General features: G+C 32.8%; 23 protein-coding genes and 1 tRNA gene. 9 read left to right on the top strand and 15 right to left on the bottom strand.

Going from position 1 to position 22815, the window contains the following annotated elements; translation table 11 throughout:
• Positions 1-60: 60 nt before the first annotated feature.
• The 4 genes from ACNFU2_RS17590 to rbfA form a co-directional block, all read right to left on the bottom strand.
• Complete coding sequence (locus tag ACNFU2_RS17590; protein ID WP_418122467.1) at positions 61-798, bottom strand: shikimate dehydrogenase family protein; 738 nt, start codon at positions 796-798, stop codon at positions 61-63.
• Between the two features lie 61 nt (positions 799-859).
• On the bottom strand, positions 860-2647 hold the full coding sequence (locus ACNFU2_RS17595) for an endonuclease (RefSeq protein ID WP_418122469.1): 1788 nt from the start codon (positions 2645-2647) through the stop codon (positions 860-862).
• A 49-nt stretch (positions 2648-2696) separates the two neighbouring features.
• A complete protein-coding gene (locus tag ACNFU2_RS17600) occupies positions 2697-3902 on the bottom strand; it encodes an ABC transporter permease (RefSeq protein WP_273650701.1) in 1206 nt (401 codons plus the stop codon).
• A 3-nt stretch (positions 3903-3905) separates the two neighbouring features.
• Positions 3906-4265, bottom strand: a complete 360-nt coding sequence (rbfA, locus tag ACNFU2_RS17605) for a 30S ribosome-binding factor RbfA (RefSeq protein WP_172283696.1) — start codon at positions 4263-4265, stop codon at positions 3906-3908.
• A gap of 91 nt (positions 4266-4356) precedes the next feature.
• Here rbfA and mce point away from each other — a divergent pair, with 91 nt between their 5' ends.
• On the top strand, positions 4357-4755 hold the full coding sequence (mce, locus tag ACNFU2_RS17610) for a methylmalonyl-CoA epimerase (protein ID WP_418122472.1): 399 nt from the start codon (positions 4357-4359) through the stop codon (positions 4753-4755).
• Between the two features lie 62 nt (positions 4756-4817).
• Positions 4818-4891: transfer RNA gene (locus tag ACNFU2_RS17615), tRNA-Ile, on the top strand.
• Positions 4892-5230: 339 nt separating this feature from the next.
• Here the strand turns inward: ACNFU2_RS17615 and ACNFU2_RS17620 are convergent.
• From ACNFU2_RS17620 to ACNFU2_RS17655, 8 genes are all read right to left on the bottom strand, one after another.
• The gene (locus tag ACNFU2_RS17620) at positions 5231-6379 is read right to left on the bottom strand and encodes an NUMOD4 domain-containing protein (RefSeq protein WP_418122474.1); all 1149 of its coding nucleotides are present in this window, start codon (positions 6377-6379) and stop codon (positions 5231-5233) included.
• Positions 6380-6605: 226 nt separating this feature from the next.
• Positions 6606-7313, bottom strand: coding sequence for a hypothetical protein (locus tag ACNFU2_RS17625; protein ID WP_418122476.1), 708 nt, complete (start codon positions 7311-7313; stop codon positions 6606-6608).
• Positions 7314-7896: 583 nt separating this feature from the next.
• Positions 7897-8850 carry a hypothetical protein gene (locus ACNFU2_RS17630; protein WP_418122478.1) on the bottom strand — a complete coding sequence of 318 codons (954 nt, stop codon included), beginning with the start codon at positions 8848-8850 and terminating at the stop codon, positions 7897-7899.
• 38 nt (positions 8851-8888) lie between these two features.
• A complete protein-coding gene (locus ACNFU2_RS17635; protein WP_418122481.1) occupies positions 8889-9170 on the bottom strand; it encodes a helix-turn-helix domain-containing protein in 282 nt (93 codons plus the stop codon).
• An 83-nt stretch (positions 9171-9253) separates the two neighbouring features.
• Positions 9254-9943: a hypothetical protein gene (locus tag ACNFU2_RS17640; protein ID WP_418122483.1), complete on the bottom strand. Its 690-nt coding sequence runs from the start codon at positions 9941-9943 to the stop codon at positions 9254-9256.
• Positions 9944-10293: 350 nt separating this feature from the next.
• Complete coding sequence (locus tag ACNFU2_RS17645) at positions 10294-10764, bottom strand: hypothetical protein (RefSeq protein WP_418122485.1); 471 nt, start codon at positions 10762-10764, stop codon at positions 10294-10296.
• A gap of 5 nt (positions 10765-10769) precedes the next feature.
• Positions 10770-11375 (bottom strand): DUF6705 family protein, encoded by a 606-nt coding sequence (locus tag ACNFU2_RS17650; protein ID WP_418122486.1) that lies wholly within the window; start codon positions 11373-11375, stop codon positions 10770-10772.
• Between the two features lie 11 nt (positions 11376-11386).
• Entirely contained in the window at positions 11387-12751 is a 1365-nt protein-coding gene (locus ACNFU2_RS17655) for a hypothetical protein (protein WP_418122488.1), read from the bottom strand.
• A gap of 250 nt (positions 12752-13001) precedes the next feature.
• Here ACNFU2_RS17655 and ACNFU2_RS17660 point away from each other — a divergent pair, with 250 nt between their 5' ends.
• Both ACNFU2_RS17660 and ACNFU2_RS17665 read left to right on the top strand, forming a co-directional pair.
• On the top strand, positions 13002-13166 hold the full coding sequence (locus ACNFU2_RS17660) for a helix-turn-helix domain-containing protein (RefSeq protein WP_418124915.1): 165 nt from the start codon (positions 13002-13004) through the stop codon (positions 13164-13166).
• 1 nt (position 13167) lies between these two features.
• The gene (locus ACNFU2_RS17665; protein ID WP_418122490.1) at positions 13168-13368 is read left to right on the top strand and encodes a hypothetical protein; all 201 of its coding nucleotides are present in this window, start codon (positions 13168-13170) and stop codon (positions 13366-13368) included.
• 76 nt (positions 13369-13444) lie between these two features.
• On the opposite strand, the gene ACNFU2_RS17670 is transcribed toward ACNFU2_RS17665, so the two are convergent.
• Complete coding sequence (locus ACNFU2_RS17670) at positions 13445-14734, bottom strand: tyrosine-type recombinase/integrase (protein WP_418122492.1); 1290 nt, start codon at positions 14732-14734, stop codon at positions 13445-13447.
• A 575-nt stretch (positions 14735-15309) separates the two neighbouring features.
• On the opposite strand from ACNFU2_RS17670, the gene ACNFU2_RS17675 reads away from it, so the two are divergent.
• From ACNFU2_RS17675 to map, 5 genes are all read left to right on the top strand, one after another.
• The gene (locus ACNFU2_RS17675; RefSeq protein WP_273650719.1) at positions 15310-16632 is read left to right on the top strand and encodes a hypothetical protein; all 1323 of its coding nucleotides are present in this window, start codon (positions 15310-15312) and stop codon (positions 16630-16632) included.
• A gap of 18 nt (positions 16633-16650) precedes the next feature.
• Entirely contained in the window at positions 16651-17220 is a 570-nt protein-coding gene (locus tag ACNFU2_RS17680) for a DUF6705 family protein (RefSeq protein ID WP_273650720.1), read from the top strand.
• Positions 17221-17484: 264 nt separating this feature from the next.
• Positions 17485-18072, top strand: a complete 588-nt coding sequence (locus tag ACNFU2_RS17685) for a DUF6705 family protein (protein ID WP_172283714.1) — start codon at positions 17485-17487, stop codon at positions 18070-18072.
• 25 nt (positions 18073-18097) lie between these two features.
• Entirely contained in the window at positions 18098-18790 is a 693-nt protein-coding gene (locus tag ACNFU2_RS17690; RefSeq protein WP_273650721.1) for a hypothetical protein, read from the top strand.
• A 304-nt stretch (positions 18791-19094) separates the two neighbouring features.
• The gene (gene map, locus ACNFU2_RS17695; RefSeq protein ID WP_273650722.1) at positions 19095-19859 is read left to right on the top strand and encodes a type I methionyl aminopeptidase; all 765 of its coding nucleotides are present in this window, start codon (positions 19095-19097) and stop codon (positions 19857-19859) included.
• 89 nt (positions 19860-19948) lie between these two features.
• On the opposite strand, the gene ACNFU2_RS17700 is transcribed toward map, so the two are convergent.
• Both ACNFU2_RS17700 and ACNFU2_RS17705 read right to left on the bottom strand, forming a co-directional pair.
• The gene (locus ACNFU2_RS17700) at positions 19949-22129 is read right to left on the bottom strand and encodes an outer membrane beta-barrel protein (RefSeq protein WP_273650723.1); all 2181 of its coding nucleotides are present in this window, start codon (positions 22127-22129) and stop codon (positions 19949-19951) included.
• 197 nt (positions 22130-22326) lie between these two features.
• On the bottom strand, positions 22327-22812 hold the full coding sequence (locus ACNFU2_RS17705) for a DUF4822 domain-containing protein (RefSeq protein WP_273650724.1): 486 nt from the start codon (positions 22810-22812) through the stop codon (positions 22327-22329).
• Positions 22813-22815: the final 3 nt, after the last annotated feature.

Raw genomic sequence — 22815 nt, forward strand, 5'->3', positions numbered from 1 at the left:
TGAATGGCGTTTATTATCTGTCGCACGTAGCTAAAAAGCCAATTAATGCACTAATTTATGTTATTTTTTTTGAAAATTCCAAATTTCCCAAGCTTTTTCTGCTTGCTGTTCAAGCATATAATAGCCATTTACAGTCTTTGCTCCTTTTTCCGAAGCATTAATAATGAACTTCGTGTAATTGGGATTGTATATAAGATCGATGATCAAATGTTCGCGGGAAAGTCCCTTAAATGGGAATTTTAAGCAATCCTCAACATTCGGAAATGTACCCACGGGAGTAGTCTGGATGATCAGCTTGTGGTCGTTTACTGTTTCTGTATCCAGATTATCAAAATTTAATATAGATTTTCTGGAAACGGTCTGTGAAGAAATGCCATTTTTATCCAATACATATTGTACCGCTTTGGCGGCTCCGCCATCACCTAAAATCAATGCCGAAGTATGGTGTGGTTTTTTATGGAGAAGCAGGGTTTTTTCAAATCCGAAAGCATCCGTGTTATAACCAGTTTTCTTTCCATTTTCAATTAAAACACAATTTACAGCGCCTATTTTTTCAGCTTCTTCACTCAAATTGTCCAGATAATTGATGATCTTTTCTTTATACGGGATGGTCACATTAAAGCCCAGGAGCCCAGGTGTTGAAAACAGGTTTTCAACCTCTTCGATTTCCTGAAGATCAAAAATACTATAGGAGATGCCTTTCAGCATTAGTTTTTGGAATTTATCTTCAAAGAATTTTTTGGAAAAAGAATAAGAAATATTTCTTCCTATTAAGCCTAATTTTTTATTGGAATCCATCTATCAAAAATAAAAAAAAGACCGAACAAATCGGTCTTTATAGATTAAAATATTTTTAAGATTATTCCACAATGAATTTTGCAGAAATGTTGTCTGTTTTTAGGATGTAATTTCCTTTGGTCAGTCCATTTAAATGAATTCTGTTAGAATTTTTGAATGGATTGTTAATCACCCGGATCAGTTTTCCCGACAGATCATAAATCTCTGCTTTGGAAATTTTATTCAGCTGTTCACCTTTTACATAAAGCTCATTATTTGTAACCGGATTAGGATAAACCACAAATGATGATGGGTTTTTAGTGGCATCAACAGTAGCTAATGTTGAATTACATGTCCAGCTAAGATCATCCATTGAGATTCTGTTTGTTGCAGATGATGTAGCGATGATTTTGATCACGGCATTTCCGGTAACATTAATATTGCTGATCGTTGTTGTTTGTACGGAAGCGCTGTACGGTATGGTACCGACAAGATTTCCATTGATTTCAACATTCAATGTTCCGGCAGCTCCACTATACTTCAACTGGGTGGTTAGTGTTAAGCTTTGTACACCTCCTGAAATGGTAGAGCTTGTTAAGACTCCGTTTTTGATCGTGATGGATTTTCCATTGATCGTTTCATCCGTTCTTGCAGAGGTAGCATTCCATGTAATTCCATTGCTCGTCCATGTTCTATCGATGTAAGAACTAGGATTAGGAGCGGTTGGTATGGCATCAAAAGTTTCGGTTCCACAACTTCCTCCTGCCGGTGCTGCCAAGGTAGTCCCTTGTGCGATATTGCTCTGAGGAGATGAATTTCCGCCTGCATCCTTAGCAATTACATAAAAATCATACGTAGTAGACGGAGATAATCCGGAAACCACAGCCGTAGTTCCTGTTACGTAAGTTTTGAATGTATTGTTTGCATAAATATCATAGCCAATTACGCCTATATTATCGGTTGCTGCCGTCCAGCTCAATGACATGGAGTTAGAAGTAGGGTTGTTGGCTATCAGATTGGTCGCTGCTGTTGGCGCCTGGGTATCGATAACCGGAGTTCCCCAGATCAGTGCCACATATTCAGGGTGGTCGATATAAGGATTTCTGTTATTTTGATAAGCATAAGATGCATTATTTCTAGCAATTTCCTCCGGTGACACCGGATCTGCCGCATGCCATGCCAGCAACTGATTCAGTTCCCAGGATTGAAGCCCCGGGAAAGCAGAACCTCCCAGAATATTCCCTGTGCTGAAAGTAGAAAGCTGGGCTTCATATCTTGTTACGAAATAAAGGACCATTCTTGCTATGTCGCCCTTAAAAGCGTTATTAGGTTCAAATACAATACCTGTATATCCCGCGGAAGCAGAACTTCCAAGCTTGGATCCGTTTTGGGAAACGAATGTTGGTACGTCTACAACTCCAAAAGGGTAATTAGATCTCATGCCGTTCACCTTATAATCCGTAGGGCGTATAAAATGAATGTCAGATTTCATGGGAAGGTTTTCACTGAAAAGACTCTGAGGGACAATATGCTCTCTGTTGTAGCAGGTTCCTTCAGGTCCATTGTTGCTGCCGCATTGATTGACTATAAAGGTATAGTTATAATTATCCGGTCCCGCAGGGTTTTCGGAATAGATGTCCAGGACAGTGCCATCCATCTCGTAAAAATTGTCTTTGTCGGTAGATTGATAGGCATCCCAAAGGTCGTTATAGGTATGTTGAACATATCCGGTAGAAATAATTTCCTTAAGTTGGGTTTTTAATGAAGGACCGGTTAATCCAACAGCCGAATCATAATAGCCTGCAGGTATCTGTGCTAATGTATAAAAACAAGCTAATACCAATAAAAAAGAAGATAAAATTCGTTTCATTATTTAAAAATTGGGTCGCAAAGGTAAAGAAAATACGATCTTACGTATATTAATTTTTAGTAATATATTCCTTACTTATTTTTGAAAATACCCATGAAATAATGAAGCCGAATAGAGATGCCGTAACGGCTACAATGATATAATTTTTACCTACGATCTTTACCGGGAACGGCAATGTCTCGTTGGCTTTAAAAAATTCTGTAAACAATTGGAAATAGCACAATGCTGTCCCCAGAATCAACCCGGAAATAATCCCTGATATTACAATAAGAACCCCGGTGTAGAAATAAATTCTTCTCAGGTGGCTTAACGGGAATCCAAGCGAGATCAGTGATCTGGCCTGTTCTTTTTTATCCAGTTGCAGAATGATAATGGCTCCTGCCAGGTTAAAGGTCGTAATAAAAATAACCAACGCGAAGATTAAGTAGATGAAGAGCTTTTCCGTATTGATCATTTTCCAGAAAGCAGCATTTTCTTCTTCTTTGGTTTTGATATCAATCCCTTTGCCTAAAGTAGAAAGTAATTTACCTTTAACGATATCTGCATTTTCAGGATTTTTTAATTTGATGACGATCTGGTAGGCTGAATTTTTGGGCAGGTTCAATAGTTGCTCCGTCAATTCAATCGGGGAAATGATGTAACTGTCCAGCTGATCTTTTCCCGGAAAAATACCGGTCACCAGAATGTCTTTTTTATTATAAATATCATCCTCTTTATTGATGATCCCAAGTCCCGGTTTCGGCATAAAGATGGTGGCATAATCCTTTGAAGAAGCTACGGGAATCGAAAGCCTGTTATCCAATGAATTTTCCATCAATACCTCATTCGAATAATCGAAACTTGGATAGCTGCCGTAAAATACGTCTTTATTGATGGGATTGACTACGGTATAAGCTGAATCCACTCCTCTCAGATAGGCAATGTCTCCTTTACCGTTATAATTAATGTATACTTTTTCCTCAATGACACGGGAAAAGCTGGTAATATCTTTGTTTTTTTTAAGAAGATCTTCAATTTTCGGCAGGTTCTTTAAGGTCTTGCCTGCAGAGCTTTTGATCGTAAGATCCGCATGAAGATTAGAGATCAGATCTTTATTAAGATCCTCAAGGCCCGAGAAAACTGAAATAATGACAAACATTGCAGTAACGGCAACCATCATCGCTCCCACGGATAACCATGTGATGAAGGTAACGGCAGTGCTTCCTTTTTTTGCTAAAAGGTATCGGGAAGCAATATAGAATGCAATGTTTTTCAAAATTTATAATACAGGATTGTCTCCCTCGCCTCTTAATTCTTTTTCCAGTTTTTCAACATCATCAAGAGAAGTGTCAAGATAGAAACTAAGCTGTGGAATGATACGAACTTGTTTAGCCATTTTCTGGCCAATGAAATTTCTGTACTGAGGTTTGTTCTCCTCAATCTCCTTCATAATATCTGAACGGAATTCCTGAGGAAAAATACTTAAGTAGATCTTTGCTATTCCCAGGTCTGCAGTTACTTTAACATCCGAAACAGAAACCAAAATGTTCTGTTTGCTGTCAGCTGCCTGTTTGCGGAATAATTCTGCAAAATCTTCCTGTATAATCTGTGCTACTTTTCTTTGTCTGTTACTTTCCATAATTTATGCAAATTTAGTACTTTTGTTTGAATTGCTCATTTGAAATGTAATGGGTATTTCAAATTTACGATTTAATTATAGTATTTTACTTATGAAGTTAGAACATATCGGCATTGCCGTAAAATCTTTAGGGGTTTCCGATGAACTTTTTGAAAAGCTTTTAGGAAAACCTTCCTACAAAAAAGAAACCGTAGAAAGGGAAGGAGTAGTGACCTCGTTTTATGAAACAGGTGAAAGCAAAATCGAGCTTCTTGAAGCCAGCAACCCGGAAAGTCCGATCTCAAAATTCATCGATAAAAAGGGAGAAGGCATCCATCACCTGGCTTTTGGCGTTGAAAATATCGTCGAAGAAGTAAAAAGATTAAAAAAAGAAGGTTTTCAATTTATCTCCGAAGAGCCAAAAGAAGGTGCTGATAACAAATTAGTTGTATTCCTTCATCCTAAATCCACCAACGGAGTGCTCGTAGAACTTTGTCAAGAAAAGTCATAAAAAGTTTTGTAGTGAAAGAAATTTTACTATTTTTGCAAGCACAAAATTTAACCAAGTTTTGAGGTCCTATAGCTCAGTTGGTTAGAGCACCTGACTCATAATCAGGTGGTCCCTGGTTCGAGCCCAGGTGGGACCACAATGTAAAACCGTAATGCTTTATATTATATAGTATTACGGTTTTTTTCTTTTTGTTTTTCCCAACATTTTCCCAACCTTGAAAAAAATAAGAATAAAAAGAAGGAATTTAAAGGTTAAATTCCCACAGAATTTTTTATTACTTTTCTTTTACTTCAGATATAAGATAGAATATAAAGGTATACAGGTAATTTTTAGATTGAATATTGTTTTCTTTTGTTCATCGGTGTTTTATTTTTATTTCTAGAAAATACAATTACGCTGCTCCATCATAAATAGTTACAAATAACAACCCGGATAGCCTTTACTATTAACTTTTTTGATCATACTTTACGTTTGATTAACGCGGACTTAGAATAAGCTTTGCAATGTCTATATCCCATTTGGGTTCATTTTGATTAATGATGACAAGTCTCCTATCTTTTAGATCAAACTTTTCTCTATAGCAGTAATAGAGTAAGCGTGTAATCATCGTAAAATATTTTTTTCCGTTATGATTTAATTGTGTGTAAAGGTAATAAGCCTTACCATTAGGCTCGGCATTAGCAAGAAGCGATATGATATGTTCTTTAAAAAAAGCTTTGTTTTTAGCTGACGTCCATGTATTTAAGCGCTTTATCCTTCCCTTATTAGAGATTGTAAATTGTTTCTCAAGACCTGGTATTGGCTTCCACCTTTCACCTGGCAGATCTTCAAGCGACATATTCATGCATGCAGGTGGGTTATTTTTATTAATTGTAGGTCTACCTAATTTTTCCCAAAGTAATTTATTTAGTATTTTCTCTGAGTTATGGGCTGTTTTTGTAATTGGAAAAAAATCTTGTTTTCGTGGTGTATAGCCTTTTAAAAACCATCGGAATCCACCTGCTGTCATACCTTCTTTTTTTATTACAGTGAAGATGTTTCTACAGCCAATACCAAGCGTTTCACTCGCAGCAGTTATACTCTCAAAATCAGCTACAAAATTACCTTCTACAGTATATTGACGCACAGCTTGTGCATAGTCTTTCCTATGGTTTTTTGTTCTGTCTGTTCGATACCTTTTAAAAAGACTATCACTGACAGATAGTTTTTCTAAATTACGGACATGGATATGAAATCTATTACCATCTTTGTAGGAAATAATAATAGAATTATCATTTAAGTCAAATCTTTCCACAAAATGATAATAAACTAAGCGAGCCATATATTTCCCGTATTTTTTTCCTTCGAACGAGAACAGGCATCTGATATTGTAAAAATAAGTATTAAGATACTTATTAAATTGTTTGGCAGCCTGTAAGGTCATAATACGTTCCGGTAATTTTTGCCTTCTCCCATCTGAATATACAACTTCACGTTCTAAACTTTTGACCCTGCCATAATTAGAAATCGCATAGCTTTCAAAACCCTCAACAAGCTTCCATTTTTCTCTTAAAAGGTTTTTTAAAGATCTATTAAATATGACTTCTTTTACATATTGGTCATCTAATTCGAGTGGAATCTTCATATATCAAAAGAATAATTTTAACGACAAATTACTATTTATTAGTGAAAACCTAAAAATATTGAAAGAGAAAATTGTAATTGAAGCATGAGATTGTCATCATATTAAAGCAGGTTACGAGATGTAATTTTCTAGTGACATTAAAAATGTGTAAGTATATCCTGATATGAAGTGTCAGATTTTTCTAATATTTATTATGATACTATTTTTATGAATAAAAAGCGGTTAATTATTTATCCTCCCTGACTTCGATAGTTTTTAAAATTTCCTCAATAGTACTAAGCTGGTGAGGACTCAGGCTTTTAATGCTTTCCTGGCTTAATATCATTCCATTAATTTGAATATAATTGTTTTGATTCTGTATCAGGGTATTGTTATTCGAACTATTTAAAGAAAGAGTGTTTTTCAAAGCCCCGATAGCTTCAAGATATAATTTGGCTGCTCGCATGTCTCCATTAATAGCGTACTGGAAGACAGTTGTCATTACTTTAGAAGACATGATAGAAAACTGTTCTTGAAATTCCGAATAATAAACACTGTTTCTATACTCTTTTAAGTGCTTGTGTACGGTTTGCCTACTAAGGTCCGTTTTAGTTGAGATTTCTGTTTTTGTCGGCATTCTGCTGTTTTCTCTGATAAAAGAAGAAATAGCCCACATAATATTTAGTTGATTATGTTCCCAGATTTCATTTTTGGTACGAGAATCCATTATCTCTTCTACCTGATTGTAAAAATTTTCTCTTTCTTCACCTATTAATGTATTAAGTTTATGAGTAAGAATTCGGGAAAACTCTGCTCTTTCTTCTCCTTCAAGAATTTTAATATCTTCTGGAGTAATCTTTTGTAGAGACAAAAGAGAATTTATATTATTTTCTAATTCTGTCAACTTTTGTAAACCTTTATTGGTTCCTGCGTTGTGTTTTCTTTCTGTTTTCATAATAATGAATTTTAAATTTATAATCCAAGTGAAATAATGGGTTATTTTCGTTTCTTTTAGCTCGTAAAATTTGTTAAAAAGCTTGTTAGTCCAACTGATTAGTTTTATTTTTTTAATTTCAGGTTTTACAAGGAATTACAACTGACATAATTTCCTGGTCTTGTAATGTTTCAATGTTAATTTTTGTTCTGTATAGATTCTTCTAAGATCCTCTTTAAATATATTTCCTAACAGCTTTGTTTATTTAGAGAATACTTTAGCTTCATTTTACAGTTCAAATTTGATTGTCAAAGATTCTGAAGGCTATCCAAAAAAATCCTACCGTAATAAACTTTATTTTTCGTAATCATTTAAATTTGCTGTGAACTTAATCCAATTTTTTAATAAAATCTACTTATGAAATAATTGGTTTCAGGCACTTTTGATACTATTTAATTAATTCGTAATGAACTTTAATTAAAAAATATCACAATCTTATTCTAACCTTTTTTAGTATCTCTTTTTTATTTTTGTTTTTTGTTTATCATGTATATCATGTTCAAAATTGATGCATATTCCAAATTTATCAGGTAAGAATTTTTTTTTAATTTTTGAAAAGTCTAGGTTTCATGGGTGTTTTCTGTATGGAATTTGCACTAGTTAGTAAATAGAAAATTTTGTCTAAAATTCTGACCTTTAATTCATGGTGCAGGTTGTTTTTTCCTTTTGATTTATTATAGTATTTTTTCATTTCTCTCGCAAAAGTATTTCGATAAGGATTTTTCAATTTTGTTGACCAAAAGTCAATTGTATTTACCTCACTGATATATTTTGCCTCTGCAGGATTTAGCCCTTTCAAATTAGGCTCTAAATTGATAATAAGAATGTTGTCCCATTCTTTTAGTAAGCTTTCTGCAAGTTTTCTATAAGTGTTATCTTGGAATAAATCACACAGTGTATAAATTCCTAGTTTTCGAATATTCTTTGTTTGTTTAGTCCTGACCTCAAAGCGAAATGTATTTATATCAATTCCGAATTGAGGCATATTAATAAACTGAATACCTTTACCATAGGCTTTAATCTGTTTAAAGGTAGTTGCGTCAGTGATTTTGTACGTTTTTATCTTATTATTAGAAACAAATGGTGTTTTCTTATGATACAATATTCCTTCGATGAGGTTTTTAACGTCTGATTCTGGAAGAACATTAACACCATATTCCAGATTAATCAATTGCAACTCGTTATATTCTAATTGCTCAATTTTTAGAATAGAGAATATTTCTTGTAAAATGTTTTTGCAATTTTCTGGATTGAAGTCATTACCATTATGTTTACCGGAGTTAAAATAGTAATGTGGGGTAATGAGAATATCTATAAAAATAAACTCATTTTCTGCCACTAATTTTGATTTACGACATTCCAATTTAATATTATGTTTCTTATGCTGATAAACGAGGGTGTGGCTTCCTTTACTTCTAGATCTTTCAAAATCTTTACTATTTACCAGACGGATTATAATATTCTGGTTGAATGTTCTGAACTTTAGGAAATCTAACATGATATTTGTAAATTGTGGACACATAAACAAATCCTCTTTTACAATCTGTTCAAATTAATAAACTCATCAATATCGTTTCTCTTGAAATATATACGGTTTCCTAGCCCATAGGCAATGAGAGTTCCTTCCTTTCTCCAACGGTGAAGGGTGGAAAGGTCAATGTGAAGCAATTTGCATACTTCCTGACGCGTAAGATAGCTAGTAGGTTCTTTGGGTTGAAATTCCTTTTTTAATTGTTCTTTTAACTCTGGAATGATTTCTTTTTTTATCTCTTGGATGAGATCATTTGGAGTAGTTCCGATAAATTGAATTATTGACATAATAATGTGTTTTAAATATTATGCAACAAAGCTGAGTTCGGAAAAAATTCGGAACAAAATTATTTTTCCGAAGACTATTTTATTTACAATTTTTTCATTCCGAAATGAGCAAGTATTAATTCTAATTCTTCTTTATCTTGTTTACTTTTAATGGGGTATTTGTCACTATTTTTATCTTTTGTAAAATGTGTATTAGTAGACTTTTGTTTTAAAGGTACTTTGGAAATAAGTTCAAAAAAACCTGCTAGTTGATTATTAGTAATATTTGGATATTCTGATCTTAGAAAATCAACAATGCCTGACTGAATAAGCAAACCTATCTTTTGGATTTGCTTTGCATTTAAAAATTCCATTGAATCAGTCTCTTTGTCAGAACTAGAAACTCTTGAATATGTTGACAGTGTTATTTTCTCTTTTTCTAATTCTGTTTTTAAATAATTATATATTTGATTGTGCTGAATGAGTATAGAATATATGTATTCATTTTTTTCAACATTGTATGTAATTGGTTGTTTAATTATTTGTTTACTATTAAGATCAGTATCATTAAGAATAATTTCTTTGATGTTTATGTTGAGTTTAAAGGCAGATTGACTTTCATATAGTTGTTTATATATATTTTCTAAATCCTTTAAATATTCAATATATGTTATTCTATCACTAAGTCTTGAATAGTCAATAAAGTAATTTTCTTTAAAGTCCTCAAGTTTTCTGTAAACCTTATATTCGCTAGGTGCAAGGTATTGTGTTTTAATGGATGTTTTTTTCTTCATAATGGTAAAAAATAATTGTTAAAAATAAATAATTAATTTCTTGATCCTCCAATATTGATACGTTAGAATTTTTCTTAATTTGCAATTATGTCCATTCCGAAAATAGTTACAATGAAGTCTAATCCTTTCTTATTTTATTTTTTTTGCAACGAAATATACTGAAGTAAGTTACACTCACTTTGAATAGAAAAGTTGATATAATTTTCTTTAAAATCCTTTAAACTTCCATAATAATTGTTTCCATAACTTTATGCTTTAGAAAAGCTAAAATAAAAAGCAAATGCGACAAATAATGTCGCATTATAATTTGTTTAAATGAATTTTAAACTTAAGATTCAAAAGAACGGGACTTATCTATAATCTATTAAATCCTTCATTTTTAATCCGGCAGTTTTAATAATTAAACTAGTAGCATACCAAAAGTCTTTTTGAAAATTGTCATCTTTAGATTTTTTGCTTAAGCCTGCTGCATAATAATCTTTTTTATTATTTAAATTATCATATAATGTAATATTTGTAGATGAACCATCAATTAAATTCTCTTTCAATGCAACGGTATCATATTCTATTTTCTGACAGGCATTATAGATTTTGATGATTTTTTTTTTAGAAATTTGGAGAAAATATTCATTCTCTCTACCTTTTTTTACTCTTATTTTTATTTTATCCTTCTTACTTTGTTTGATAGCTTCGACTGTTATATCTATTGAGTTGGATACAATTATAGGATTTGAATGATGAAACTCTATCTTAGAAATTTTTTGACAGTAAAATAATGAATTTACAAATAGAATTACTGCAATTAATAGTTTAGATTTCATACTGACTATTGCTTTATTAGTACAACATTTTTTGGTAATGGATCAGGTCTCTGAGACTCAGGAAGACCATGATAAAAGCATGAAGTTTCTACCAAATCTGGATCTTGAAAGTACTTCCATTCCAATTTTGTTTTAGATGCATCAGTGAAATTTATTCTTACACTTCCTGTTATATCACACAAATCTGGATCAATATAAATTAATGAATATTTATTATCAATTTTTCTAAATCCACTACCATAAATTTTGGCATTATAATCAACAAGATTAGTATTGTCAAAAAGAACCGTACCATTATTATCTTTTACTATAAATTTTGCAATTAGGTAATCCTTAAAATATTTCAAAGTAGTATTGTAATTTTTTGTTACTTTTTTGAATGTTATAAGAATAGTTCTGTTGTTCCAAGTCCCTTTCCAAGTTCCTTCATATGCAGGAAGCTCATTATTAGTATCTTTGAGATAATAACAGGCATCTTCGGGAATCTCAGTAAAAGTTCTTAAAGGAACTTCATTAGGAGATGGGCAAGTATCTGTAACAGGACCATGGTCACGTTGTGCTGAAACATTGCTAAAAATCAAGGCTGACAATATGATAAGTAAATTTTTCATTCTATTTCTTTTTATTGGGGACATTCTGTTCTTGTTGTTATTTTATTATTTGAATCATAGTCAATTTTTTCAGATGACGTTTCACTTACTTTATAAACTTGTAATCCATCTATATTTACTTTTTCTTTCAAAAATTGTGCAAATACTTTTTCGACATTTTCTTGAGTGAGGGAATTTGTGTCAATTAGTCTTTCATATGAATCTTTATACCAGCTATCCCATCCTTTTAACTTATCTGCATCAATAGTACCCGGCCAAACTTCACTATTATACCTGAGCATATAACTACCCTGTGATGTTACAATTATGGAATATGCATTTGTATAACTTCCTGTATATATTCTAGCCTGTTTAATAAATGTATTCAAAAGAGTCTTTACATCTTTAGGAGATGGAGCTTTTATTGGTGCATTTCCCTCACAATCAAAATCATTATGTATGTGCATTAATCCCCCAATTCCATCTTGATTAGCAGGTAAATCCATCCCTGATCTACATGGGGCGCCATCTACGACCGGAAACCCGGAAGGTAAATTTGATCCTACAGGAGGAAATCTTTCGTAAAATCCTTTTTCGTGATCCATTGCAAAGACTTCTGGTTTGTTTAGTTCCCTGTATTTTTCTTTGAATTTTTCATTCGTAAAAGCATTTTTAATCTTTGCACAGACTTCTTTTATGTCTTCCTGTTCTTCTTCAGTAGGATAATAGTAACCTCCTCCATCTGAACCTCCTCCACCTCCATCACATTCACCAGTAAAAGGGTCTACTATCCCAAGGCAATCACTCGTATTTTCTGGGCCATCAACAAATTTACATACTGTTTTTCTTTGTTCTATAGGAGTTTGCACACCATTTGCACCTTCTACATACCCTACAGTAAGTATTAAAGTGCGACACTGCAAAACTTTCGTTGAAGTTCTAGCTGTTGTATTATCTATATATTGTACAGGTTCTGCTAATAACCGGCTTCGATCAGTAAAAATAATTTTTTCAAAAAATTCGTTACTTTCCATATCTCTGTTTGAAAAGTGAAAGAAAGCCTTGTTTTTTTCTCTGAATACCTCTAAAATATTCGTCACTTTGTTTCCCTTTATTACAGGAACAATCAGATAGTTCTCACCAAAGGTATTCATTGTCATAGCATGATCCCAGGAAATGATTCCATACGTATTTCTTATATAGTTGTCATCAGCATTTTTAGCATAGACTTCCTTTATTTTAGTAATATATTTTTCATCTTCCTTCCATAAGCTTTTAGAATTATATACCTTAGAGGTTGAATCTGATGCTGAAGAAAGTTCATCATGCATACAGGAACATAAAGAGGTTATAAATACTATTATAATAAATAGCTTCAAAATAAATTTGTTTTTCATTTTAATATTTGTAATTTCAAGTTAGCTAATATAAAAATATTTTTCAATTGACAAAATACGGATTTCCCTACTTTTAGAATTAATTAATTTCTTTTGGTAAAGATACACTTGTGATACGTCAAATCTTGTCGTATATTTTCTCTGAAAATCACTTTTCCTTCACAAAATTGTGAATTCTAAAATGTAAAACCTATTCTAATAAGAATAATAAATGAATAAATTTTTTACCTTTGCTTAAAACCTCAGTAAGATTAATGTAAGACTAAGAAAACTAAGAGAAGAAAAACAGATTTCGCAAGAAAAAATGGCATCATTGCTCAATATTTCCCAACCTCAGTATTTCAGAAAGGAGTCTAATCAAATAGGTTTTACAGAAGAAGAATGGATTAAATTGGCTGATCTTCTGAAATACTGATGTGGAGAATATAAAGACTGAAGAAGCTAAGGTTATCCAAAACAATATTGGAACAGCTACTAATTTTGCTTATATAATTAACGTCTCGGATCAATTGGCGGTAGAACTAAAAGAACATATTAGTACATTGAAAGAAATAATTAAGAGTCAAAAAGAAGAAATTGAAAGATTAAGAAAAGAATTAAATAGTCATAAAGAATAACAAAGGGAGTGAAATACTACCTTTGCTGTTCAAATTTAATAATAATTGTAGATTAATATACGTACAGGTAATAATCTTAAGATATTTTTTCCTGTGCAATTTCTCTAAATGTTTTTGCAGTTTGTAAAGCGTGGTCTGATGAAGTTTTTCCAATATATGATAAAAACATTCTTTCTGTTTTATGACCTGTAATAGACATAATCTGAGGAGTTGTAAAGCGTTTATCGCCATAAAAATTAGTCGCAAAACTACGCCTGCAAACATGTGAGGAAACTAATTTGTATTTTTCAGTTTCTACAATTTCATTTCTTTTTAAATCATCGTTAAAAACCTTTCCTTTGACAATGTTGTTTATTCCTGCAATTTCACAAACTTTTTTAATGTATCGGTTAAATAATACAAAATTACTGTCTGTTGCTTTTCCAAAAGTAGGAGGGAAGTTACCATTGTAGATTTCTAAAATCTTTAAAACCTCATCATGTAAAGGAATTGAAACCTCGTTGCCTGTTTTGATCTGCGTAAGCTCCAAAATAGGGAACTTGTTTCCCTCATTATCTATTTTGGTAAAAACCATGCTTAAATTCATTCTTAAAAGGTCCGAAACTCTTTGTCCTGTATAACATCCAATAATAAGCCAGTGTTTAGCAGTGATTAAATCATTTCCTATAACCTTAGCATTCTTAATTTTTTCTATTTCCTCAAAATTTAGAAATACTTTTATTGATGGTACATTCTCGATAGTAAAATTGTTGATAAGTTGATTTATATTCTTTCCGTTGTTCTGTGCATCCAAGAGAACTGTTTTTAAACATCTTAAAGTTCTGTTTGCTGTCGATTCCATTACCTTACAATCGTTAAGCATAAAAATTCTAAATTGAAGCATAAGTTTTTTATCGAACTCAGTCACTAAGAACTGATTTTTTTGCTTTTTCTCAAATGCTTTTATTTTTGTTTGCATCTGGATGAATTTTTGAATAGTTGCATTTTTAATGTTGCTATCTATTTTTCGTAATTCAATATAGTTGCTGAGATAAATTAAAAATAAATCGTCATTTTCAGGATTTGAATTACGACCAAAAAACAAATCGATTTTCTTTTTAAGCCAATTGGTCGAAAATATTACTCCTTTACTAAAATCAACATTATATTCTTTTTGAATAAAGTTTGCAAGATCATTTAGCTGGATTGCAATAATTTTATTTTCTGCTTTGGTTTGCTTGATCTGCGATTTTTCAATGCTCCAGTCTTTATAGTTTGCTGTTAATCCTGTTTTAGTTTCGAAAACCTGATTTCGAGAAATACTAAAACGTAAAAAAATCTGTGAATTGTCAGTTTTGGCTTTAAGCCTAAATTTTACAGTTGCCATGCCTTATAAATCTTGAATACAACAAAGATAAGCAAAAAAATAAGTGGTTCAGGAAAATTCCCAACCATTTCCCAACCATTTTGAAATTAAAATCAATTTGATAAAATCATATGCAATAAGCTAAGGTAGTTTGAAATAGGCTTTATTGATGTATTATCGGTAGATTTTGTAATGTTTATAACTAAAATGTAAAAATGTGAATTGCATTGTTTTGGTTCAGGTGGGACCACAGAAAATGAACCGCTTACAGAAATGTGAGCGGTTTTTTTTGTGTCACAAAGTATTATAGTATTAGTTTTTGAATTTTTTATAAGAACATTTGGCTTTACAAAGAGTTAAAATCAAAAGCAATCGATCTGGTGGTTTAAATAATAATTATGCCCATCTATTTTCTAAGGTCAGTGAAAAGAAAACGTTTATTAAGATTACAAAGCATTGTGTATTTTCTTAATCTTTTATGCACCTGAAATAAGAGTTTCACGTCAAATAAAAAATAATTCAACAATTAAGGAAAACCCTAAGTTGTGAATTATAAAATATTTTTATATTAGCTACCTAAGAAATACAAACACTAAATGAAAAAGAAATTTATTTTCAAGCTACTGCTACTAGTAGTCCTCTGCATCTCGCTGTATTCATGTGTTCATGATGAAGTCACCGCTTCATTTGATCCAAGTTCTAAAGAATATACTAACAAAAGCCTTTGGAAAGAGGACGAAAAGTATATTAAAAATGTAATGAAAGTCTATCAGGAAAATGAATCTAAAATCAAAAAAGGCAGTGGAACACCTTATTGGGATTATGCCACAACAATGGATAGCTTTGATGAAAGTTTTTTGATGGTTCCTGTGGTAGATAATGGAAAAGTTATTTCTGTGCTTCAAGTTCCCAGACATGGCACTAAAATTTACTTCATATATAGACAATCACAAAATGATATTAGTTTTTTCCAAAATTATATTTCTGCAAGAGTTAAAAAAGCAATAAATACCAATACAAACAATAGTAGTAAGGGCACATTAGTCTGTTCAACCAAAACGATTTCTACGTGGTATCCAAATAATGAATCTAATCCTGATCCAGAGGGAGGAGATGGATATTGGGTATCCAGTAATGTTACAACTTGTAGGGTTATAGATGCCCCAATAGAAATTTCTGATTGCTTAGGTATTGTAGATCCTGTAACAGGATTGTGTGATATGGGTAATGGTGGAGGAGGTACAGGCTATCCATACCCAAATACTCCTGACACTCCTTGTGATAAAACAAGAAGTAATCTAGCTAAACCACAGGTACTTGAAAAGATTAATGAACTCCGAAAACAAGCACCTAAAGGAGGTGAGCTTGGAGTAATGTTTAAAGCAGACGGAACACCTAGCGCCACAATTACAGGAGAAACTCACAGTGTGAATTTTAGAAATAAAACAGGATATGTAGGAGGTTATCACAATCACACACCGACAGGAATACCTATGTTATCTCCTCCAGATATAGACCAGTTATTAGGTTTTGCAAGAGCACAGCCCACTTCTAATCCAGCAAATGCAAACAATGCTTATTTAGGAATGGTGGCTCCTAATGGCATGCATTATGTAATATGGTTTAATGGAGGGTATCAAGATGCCGTAAAAACTTTTACGCAAGATGATTTAGATAACTTTACTGTTGATTTTCAAAGAACAGAGAGCAATTTAACTGATTGGGCAAAAAATGGGACAAAGTACATAGATAGTAAAGGGGATTTAAACAATCTAGGAGCAGAAACATTATTCTTTGAAACATTAAGTAATATGGGATTAGCAGGAAAGGTCAACCTGCAAAGAATAGAAAAAGATGGCACAATAAATAACATCACTTTAAATAGTACTAATCAACCAACTCCAGTACCTTGTTCTTAAAAATCAAAATGTAAAGTTATGAAAATAGTAAATCTTAAAACAGTAATATTATTTATATTCTTTATAGGGGTATTTTCCTGTAAATCGCAAGCATTACCCCTAAATACAGATTTAAAAGATATTCCAGCTAATGCTTATTTGAAGGATACCAATAATGAACTTCCTCCATATATCGGAACATATAAAGCAAACTTCCAAGGAAAAGAAATTACATTATATATTACAAAAGTTGAAAAGAAATTACAGAAGAGCTCAAAGAAATTCTACTCAGATATATTAGATATCAAATACATCGTTAAGAATTCTTCTGGTGTAATTTTGCAAGACACAAAAAGTAACAGTACTTCCAAAATAGAACTGTACAGTATAGGAATAAAGTCATATAATAATTCCATTATTTTTTTCTATAGTGGAACAAATTGCCGTGTTGGTTGGGGCAAAATTATTTTAACCAAAATTAATAGTACTCAGTTATCCTGGGAATATAAGCCTAATGATATCATACTTGATGATAGCAAGTGTGCTCAAGGAACAGACATAAATATCTATCTACCTGAAACAAAAGGCTTGATATTTACTAAACAATAGAGTAAAATTTAATATTAACTTAAAGACCTTTACTACCCTTGGTAAAGGTTTGTTTTTGTAGCGTAATAAATTAGAAGGAACTCTCTATACTAGTAATTCTGATTATCATTGGTTTTTGAGTTAGGTTAGGAACTATCCCATTTATTGGGATAGCTCTTTAGAAATTTTCTTGATACTATGATAGTTCAATAAAGAACATTACCCTAGATAATTATAATCAACCAACTTCAACAACCTGCTCTTAAATAGTAAACATAAAAATAAATGAAAACAATAAATATAAAAACAGCCATATTATTCACTTTTCTAGTGGGTCTATTATCTTGCCAGGCACAGCAAACATATCCGCTTCGTACTGCTGTGAACAATGTGCCTAACCTCTCGCATTTAAAAGATACAAACAATGAATTACCAGCTTTTACAGGAGTTTATTCAGCCTCCTATAATGGAAGACAAATTACCATTTACATTTCTAAAGAAGAAGATAAGCTTTTTGACCTAGTGGATAAAAAAGTATATAGAGATGTTTTATCCATAAGATATATTGTGAAAAATTCAACAGGTACAATACTGCAAGATACTAAAAACATGAATTTTCAGTCGAATCAATATACGCATACAATTTATAGTCAATTTATAGTTGATAATGGAGGTAAAGCAATATTTAATTATAGAGGGACTAATTGTCGCGTTGGATGGGGGAAAATTAATTTAAAAAAGATAAGTCCTACACAATTATCCTGGGAATATCGTCCTAATGACATTATACTTGATAGCAGTAAGTGTCCTCAGGGAACGGACATAAATATCTATTTACCTGAAACAAAAGATTTGATATTTACTAAGCAATAATTTCATCATTTCAATAAATTTAACAATGGAGAAAAGGTTACTTCTATTATTCACACTCTATTTTTGTTCTTATAGTACAGGACAAGAAATAAAAATTCCAGATAATTTTAGTGAGTATTCTATTCCAAAAGTAGGATCTGAAGAATCGTTTGTTCTCAATCAATCTAAAGATTGCTATGCTGTGAAAAAAGAAAATAATCGTTTGATAGTAGAAAAGGCCAGTTATTATAAAGAAGATTCTGAATTAGAAATAGAAGGTGGAAAACTGATTGGAGAAAATAAAGGCGAATGGGGAGGAGCATTATACTTTCAGCCGAAAGGAGAGATAAAGAAATCTATAGAAATAAAATTTGGAAATGTGGTTGATATTTTTCGATTCCAAAATAAAATCTACTTTACCGAAGGCTCGGGTATCTGGGGAAGCTTATATGAATTAAAAAAAGATTTCACATACAGAAAAATCGAATCCTTTGGAGATGCCTTAGAAGCATCAACTGTGTTTAATGACATTATTTATATTGTTTCTTTTCATGGTTTTTACAAAGTAGTAAATGAAGAAGCGATCCTTATTTTTAGAGAACAATTTTGGAGAAATCTATATCCAAATTCTGTAGTCATATTTGATGAAGAAAATATTTTTATAGGTATGCGAAGTGGAATTGCTAAATTAAACATTGTAAAAAAAACAATTAATTTTTATCGAGAAAAAGAATTATAGATAAGTTATATTATCTATGTTAGACATAAGAAAACAAATGCCACCAGTTATATTGGGCACATAAAATAAACCGCTTACAGTAATGTGAGCGGTTTTTTTATACCTATCAATATTTTGTTTTAAATATCACAGAACAAAAACGTAGATCAGGATTTGTAATCAAACATGACTTAAATTTATCTTCAACATTTTCACATAGGAATTTTTCCTGTCACACCATCCTATATTTTAATTGCCTAACTTTGTAGTTTCCAGTAAATTTTGTGAACAACGATCCAAAAATAACCTACGTAAACAAATAATAATGTCAATAACAAACGAATCTGAATTAATAGGAATGCAAAAAGCAAGTGAAGCAGTTGCCTATACCTTAAAGGAAATGACCAACTATGCTCAGCCTGGAATGACGACAAAAGAACTTGATGAGTTTGGAGCAAAAATACTTTCTGACTTTGGCGCTAAATCGGCCCCTTATCTGACCTATGGATTTCCAGGTTGGACATGCATCAGCATAGATAATGAATTCTGCCATGGTATTCCAACGGAAGAAAGAGTTCTGAAAGAAGGAGATTTAATTAATATCGATGTTTCAGCAGAGCTAAATGGATTCTGGGCGGATAATGGAGGTTCGTTTATTATTGGGGAAGATATTCATCAGCATCAGAAATTAGTGGATGCTTCTAAAGATATTCTTGAAAGGGCAATTAATAGTATTAAAGGCGGGGTTAAAATTGCAGATATCGGATGGCTTATGGAGACTGAGGCTAAGAAAAGAGGTTTTAAAGTGATTAAAAATCTTGCCGGGCATGGCATCGGAAGAAGTCTGCACGAACAGCCGGATGATCTGCTGAATTATAAAAACCGTTATGATTCCAGAAGATTCAAAAAGAATTCGGTTGTTGCCATCGAAACATTTATCTCAACCACTTCCAGCCTTGCCGTTGAGCTGAATGACGGATGGACCATGGTAGGAAATAAAGGTGGGTACATGGCACAGCACGAACATACAATCATTGTGACTGATGGGAAGCCGGTAATTTTAACAGAGATGAACGGGATTCTTAATTAAGAATAACAGAGTTCATTTCCGAACGGATAAAGAAAGGACTTTTTGAATTTCAAAAAGTCCTTTTCTATAAGTAACAATTAAAATAGCATTTACTTTTCTCCGCCACCACCGCCGCCTTTTTCGACGTCGGTCTTTGTATTGGTTTTTACTTTCTGGTTTCCGAAACGTTTCACAAAAGACAGGGAAACTCCGTACCAATCGGATTGGGTGGAATTTCTAAAAGTTCCCACAGGACTGAAGGTCGTGGAATCAAAGTTCGGTCTCTGAAAAATATTCATCAGCTGAAGGCTGACTTCCATCTGTGTTTTTGGGAATATTTTTGTCATGGAAATATTGTGGAATACATTCGTTTTATTGGCGTAAGAGTTCCCGTTATTCTGATTGGATATTTCCACCCAAGCACTTAGATTAATATTCTTGTTAAACAGGTTAGTGTACGAAAGGTTGGTTGATCCTCCCCAATAGCTGATGTAGTCTCTTGCTTTCAGGTCATTCCTTTGATTGAAATCACTGTTGTCAATATAATACCAGCCAAAGCCTACATTTACATTTAACTTATTCTTCAGAAAAGTCTGGTTGGTATTGGCAAACAGGTAGTATTTCTGAACCTTTCCGCTAAAATTGCCAGGGTAGGTCACTGTTATTTCTTTTGTAGGGTTGTCGGGATCTCCAGGTGTATTAACTACCTGAGTACTATAAGTGGTCCAGTAATCTTGTTTGGTAAACATGTATCTGGCAGAAAGGAAATATTTTTTCAAGATTCCGAACTTCAGATAAAGCCTGTCGCTTGGGTTGGGTTGTAAGTCGATATTTCCTCTGGAGTAGATCCCATCATTATTAGGTAGAAGGAAAGGGTTGAACTCTGCATACCACGGACGCCAGATATTACGGTTGTAGGTAAGGCTTAGATCGTACTTGTCTGAAAAAGAATATTTTAACAATAGATTCGGAAGGAAAGTACCATAGCCGTCTTTTCTTGAAGTTCCTGCAATATCCTGTCTTACTTTGAAATCAATATATTCATAGCGTATCCCGACTCTGGTTTCCAGCTTCTTGAAAAAGGTTTTACTGAAATTGGCATAAAGGGAACTGATATTGTCTTCATAATGGAATTTATCTGTTTTTTGAAGCAGATCCAGCTTGTTCCCGGTCAAATAATAAGGAGCAACATTATTATTGAAATCTATTTTTCCTCCGGCTTCAAATGTGGCTCCCGACTTTCCAATGGATTGCGTATAATCAATTTTGATATAATAGTTACGCATCTGATTGTTGGAATTAACTCCTATTTGATCCGGAATCGGTTTATTGCTAAATGTTTTCAGGAAATCATTGGAATCTTTTTGAGAGTCGTAGTTCGTTCCTAAATTGACATCCAAGATCCTGTTTTTTTCTTTATCATAATACTTGTAAAACAGATTGGTTCCTAAAGTACGATTCATACCCGCTAAGTTTTGGCTCTGATCATAAGAATACTTGAACTGGTCATTGGCATAATTGCTTGCCTCCGCTTCTGATGAAGACGTTCTTTTACTTTGATAATATTCCACAATAAAACCGATGTTGTTTTTATCGTTCAGCTCATATTCTGAAGTGGAAGAAATGGAGGGGCTTTTACTTTTATCTGTGTTTAAAGTATTGATTGTGGTAATATCATTATTTTCATACAGGGAATTAACAATCGAATTGGTTTGTACCCATGTATTGTCACTATAACTTCCAATAACCGTTTGTGTAAATTTTTTCTTATGGTAATTCAGGTTGAAGTTGGTGTATTGCGAATTTTTTCTGTTTTGTCTGTTATTCAGGGTGATGCTTCCTTTCATTCCTTCATCATCCCGCTTTTTCAGTACGATATTAATGACGGATCCTGTCGTTTCATAACGCGAAGAAGGGCTGGTGATCACCTCGATTTTCATCAGATTATCGGCGGGAATTGTTGCCAGATATTCTTTTAGTTCTTTTCCTGTAAAAACAGATTTTCTGTCATTAATATAAACCGTAACGTTCTCGCCTTCTGCTTTAATAGCATCATTATTATCTATACTTACTAAAGGAGTCATTCTCAGTACATCCCAGGTGGTATTTCCGGCCAGGATGGAGCTGTTGGCTACATTAAAAACCGTCCTGTCAACTTTGGATTCCACTGTCGGTTTTCTTACCACTAAAGTAACTGCTTCTATGTCTTTTAGTTTAACGGTGTCTTTTTTGGCCTGAGCCAAAGCTAAAGAAGCGGTTAATAGGGCGATTGTACATGTTATTATTTTCATTTTCAAGGGGCGTTTCAATTGATAAGACAACCATAGGGTGACATATGTTACATCCATATTGGGAAAAAAATGAAAAAAAATCAAGAAAATAAATATATTCCAAAGTATGTAAAGCAGAGCTGCCCTATTTTGGAAGAGAAATGAGTAAAAAACAAAGCCGGCTCATTGAACCGGCTTTCACTTATTATAAAAAGAGCCTAAGGCTCGGGATGAGTTGTTGGAGTATGGATGATATCATAATATACAGATGGATCATTAGCATCAGGAAATATTCTGTAAGTAAATTCCTGTTCCGTTAAAACTGTAATTTTTACTATTCTTGTAAAAAGTACGTTTCCGTTCGCATCTTTTGCTATGATAGTTCTGGTTGCTCCGTCTGCAGAAACGGACCAGTCTCCATGCATTTTAGGAGAATCATCAAGATTATACATCGTAAATGTACCATCTGCTTTAAAATAAGCAAAGCCTACAAAGTTCGTTACATGAGTGTCCGTTAAAGGAACCGGCTGTCCATTTTGGTTTTTAGCATGGGTTGTTTCCCATGGAGTAGACGAAAGTATCTGTGAAGGGGTGAGAACGGTTTCCCCAACAGTAGTTTCGTCATTATTGTCGGAGCATGAGATTACAGATATCATCATCAATACATACAGTCCGTAAAATAGCTTTTTTAAAATGTTCATCATAAA

Source organism: Chryseobacterium sp. PTM-20240506, assembly GCF_048296755.1.
Lineage (GTDB): Bacteria > Bacteroidota > Bacteroidia > Flavobacteriales > Weeksellaceae > Chryseobacterium > Chryseobacterium proteolyticum.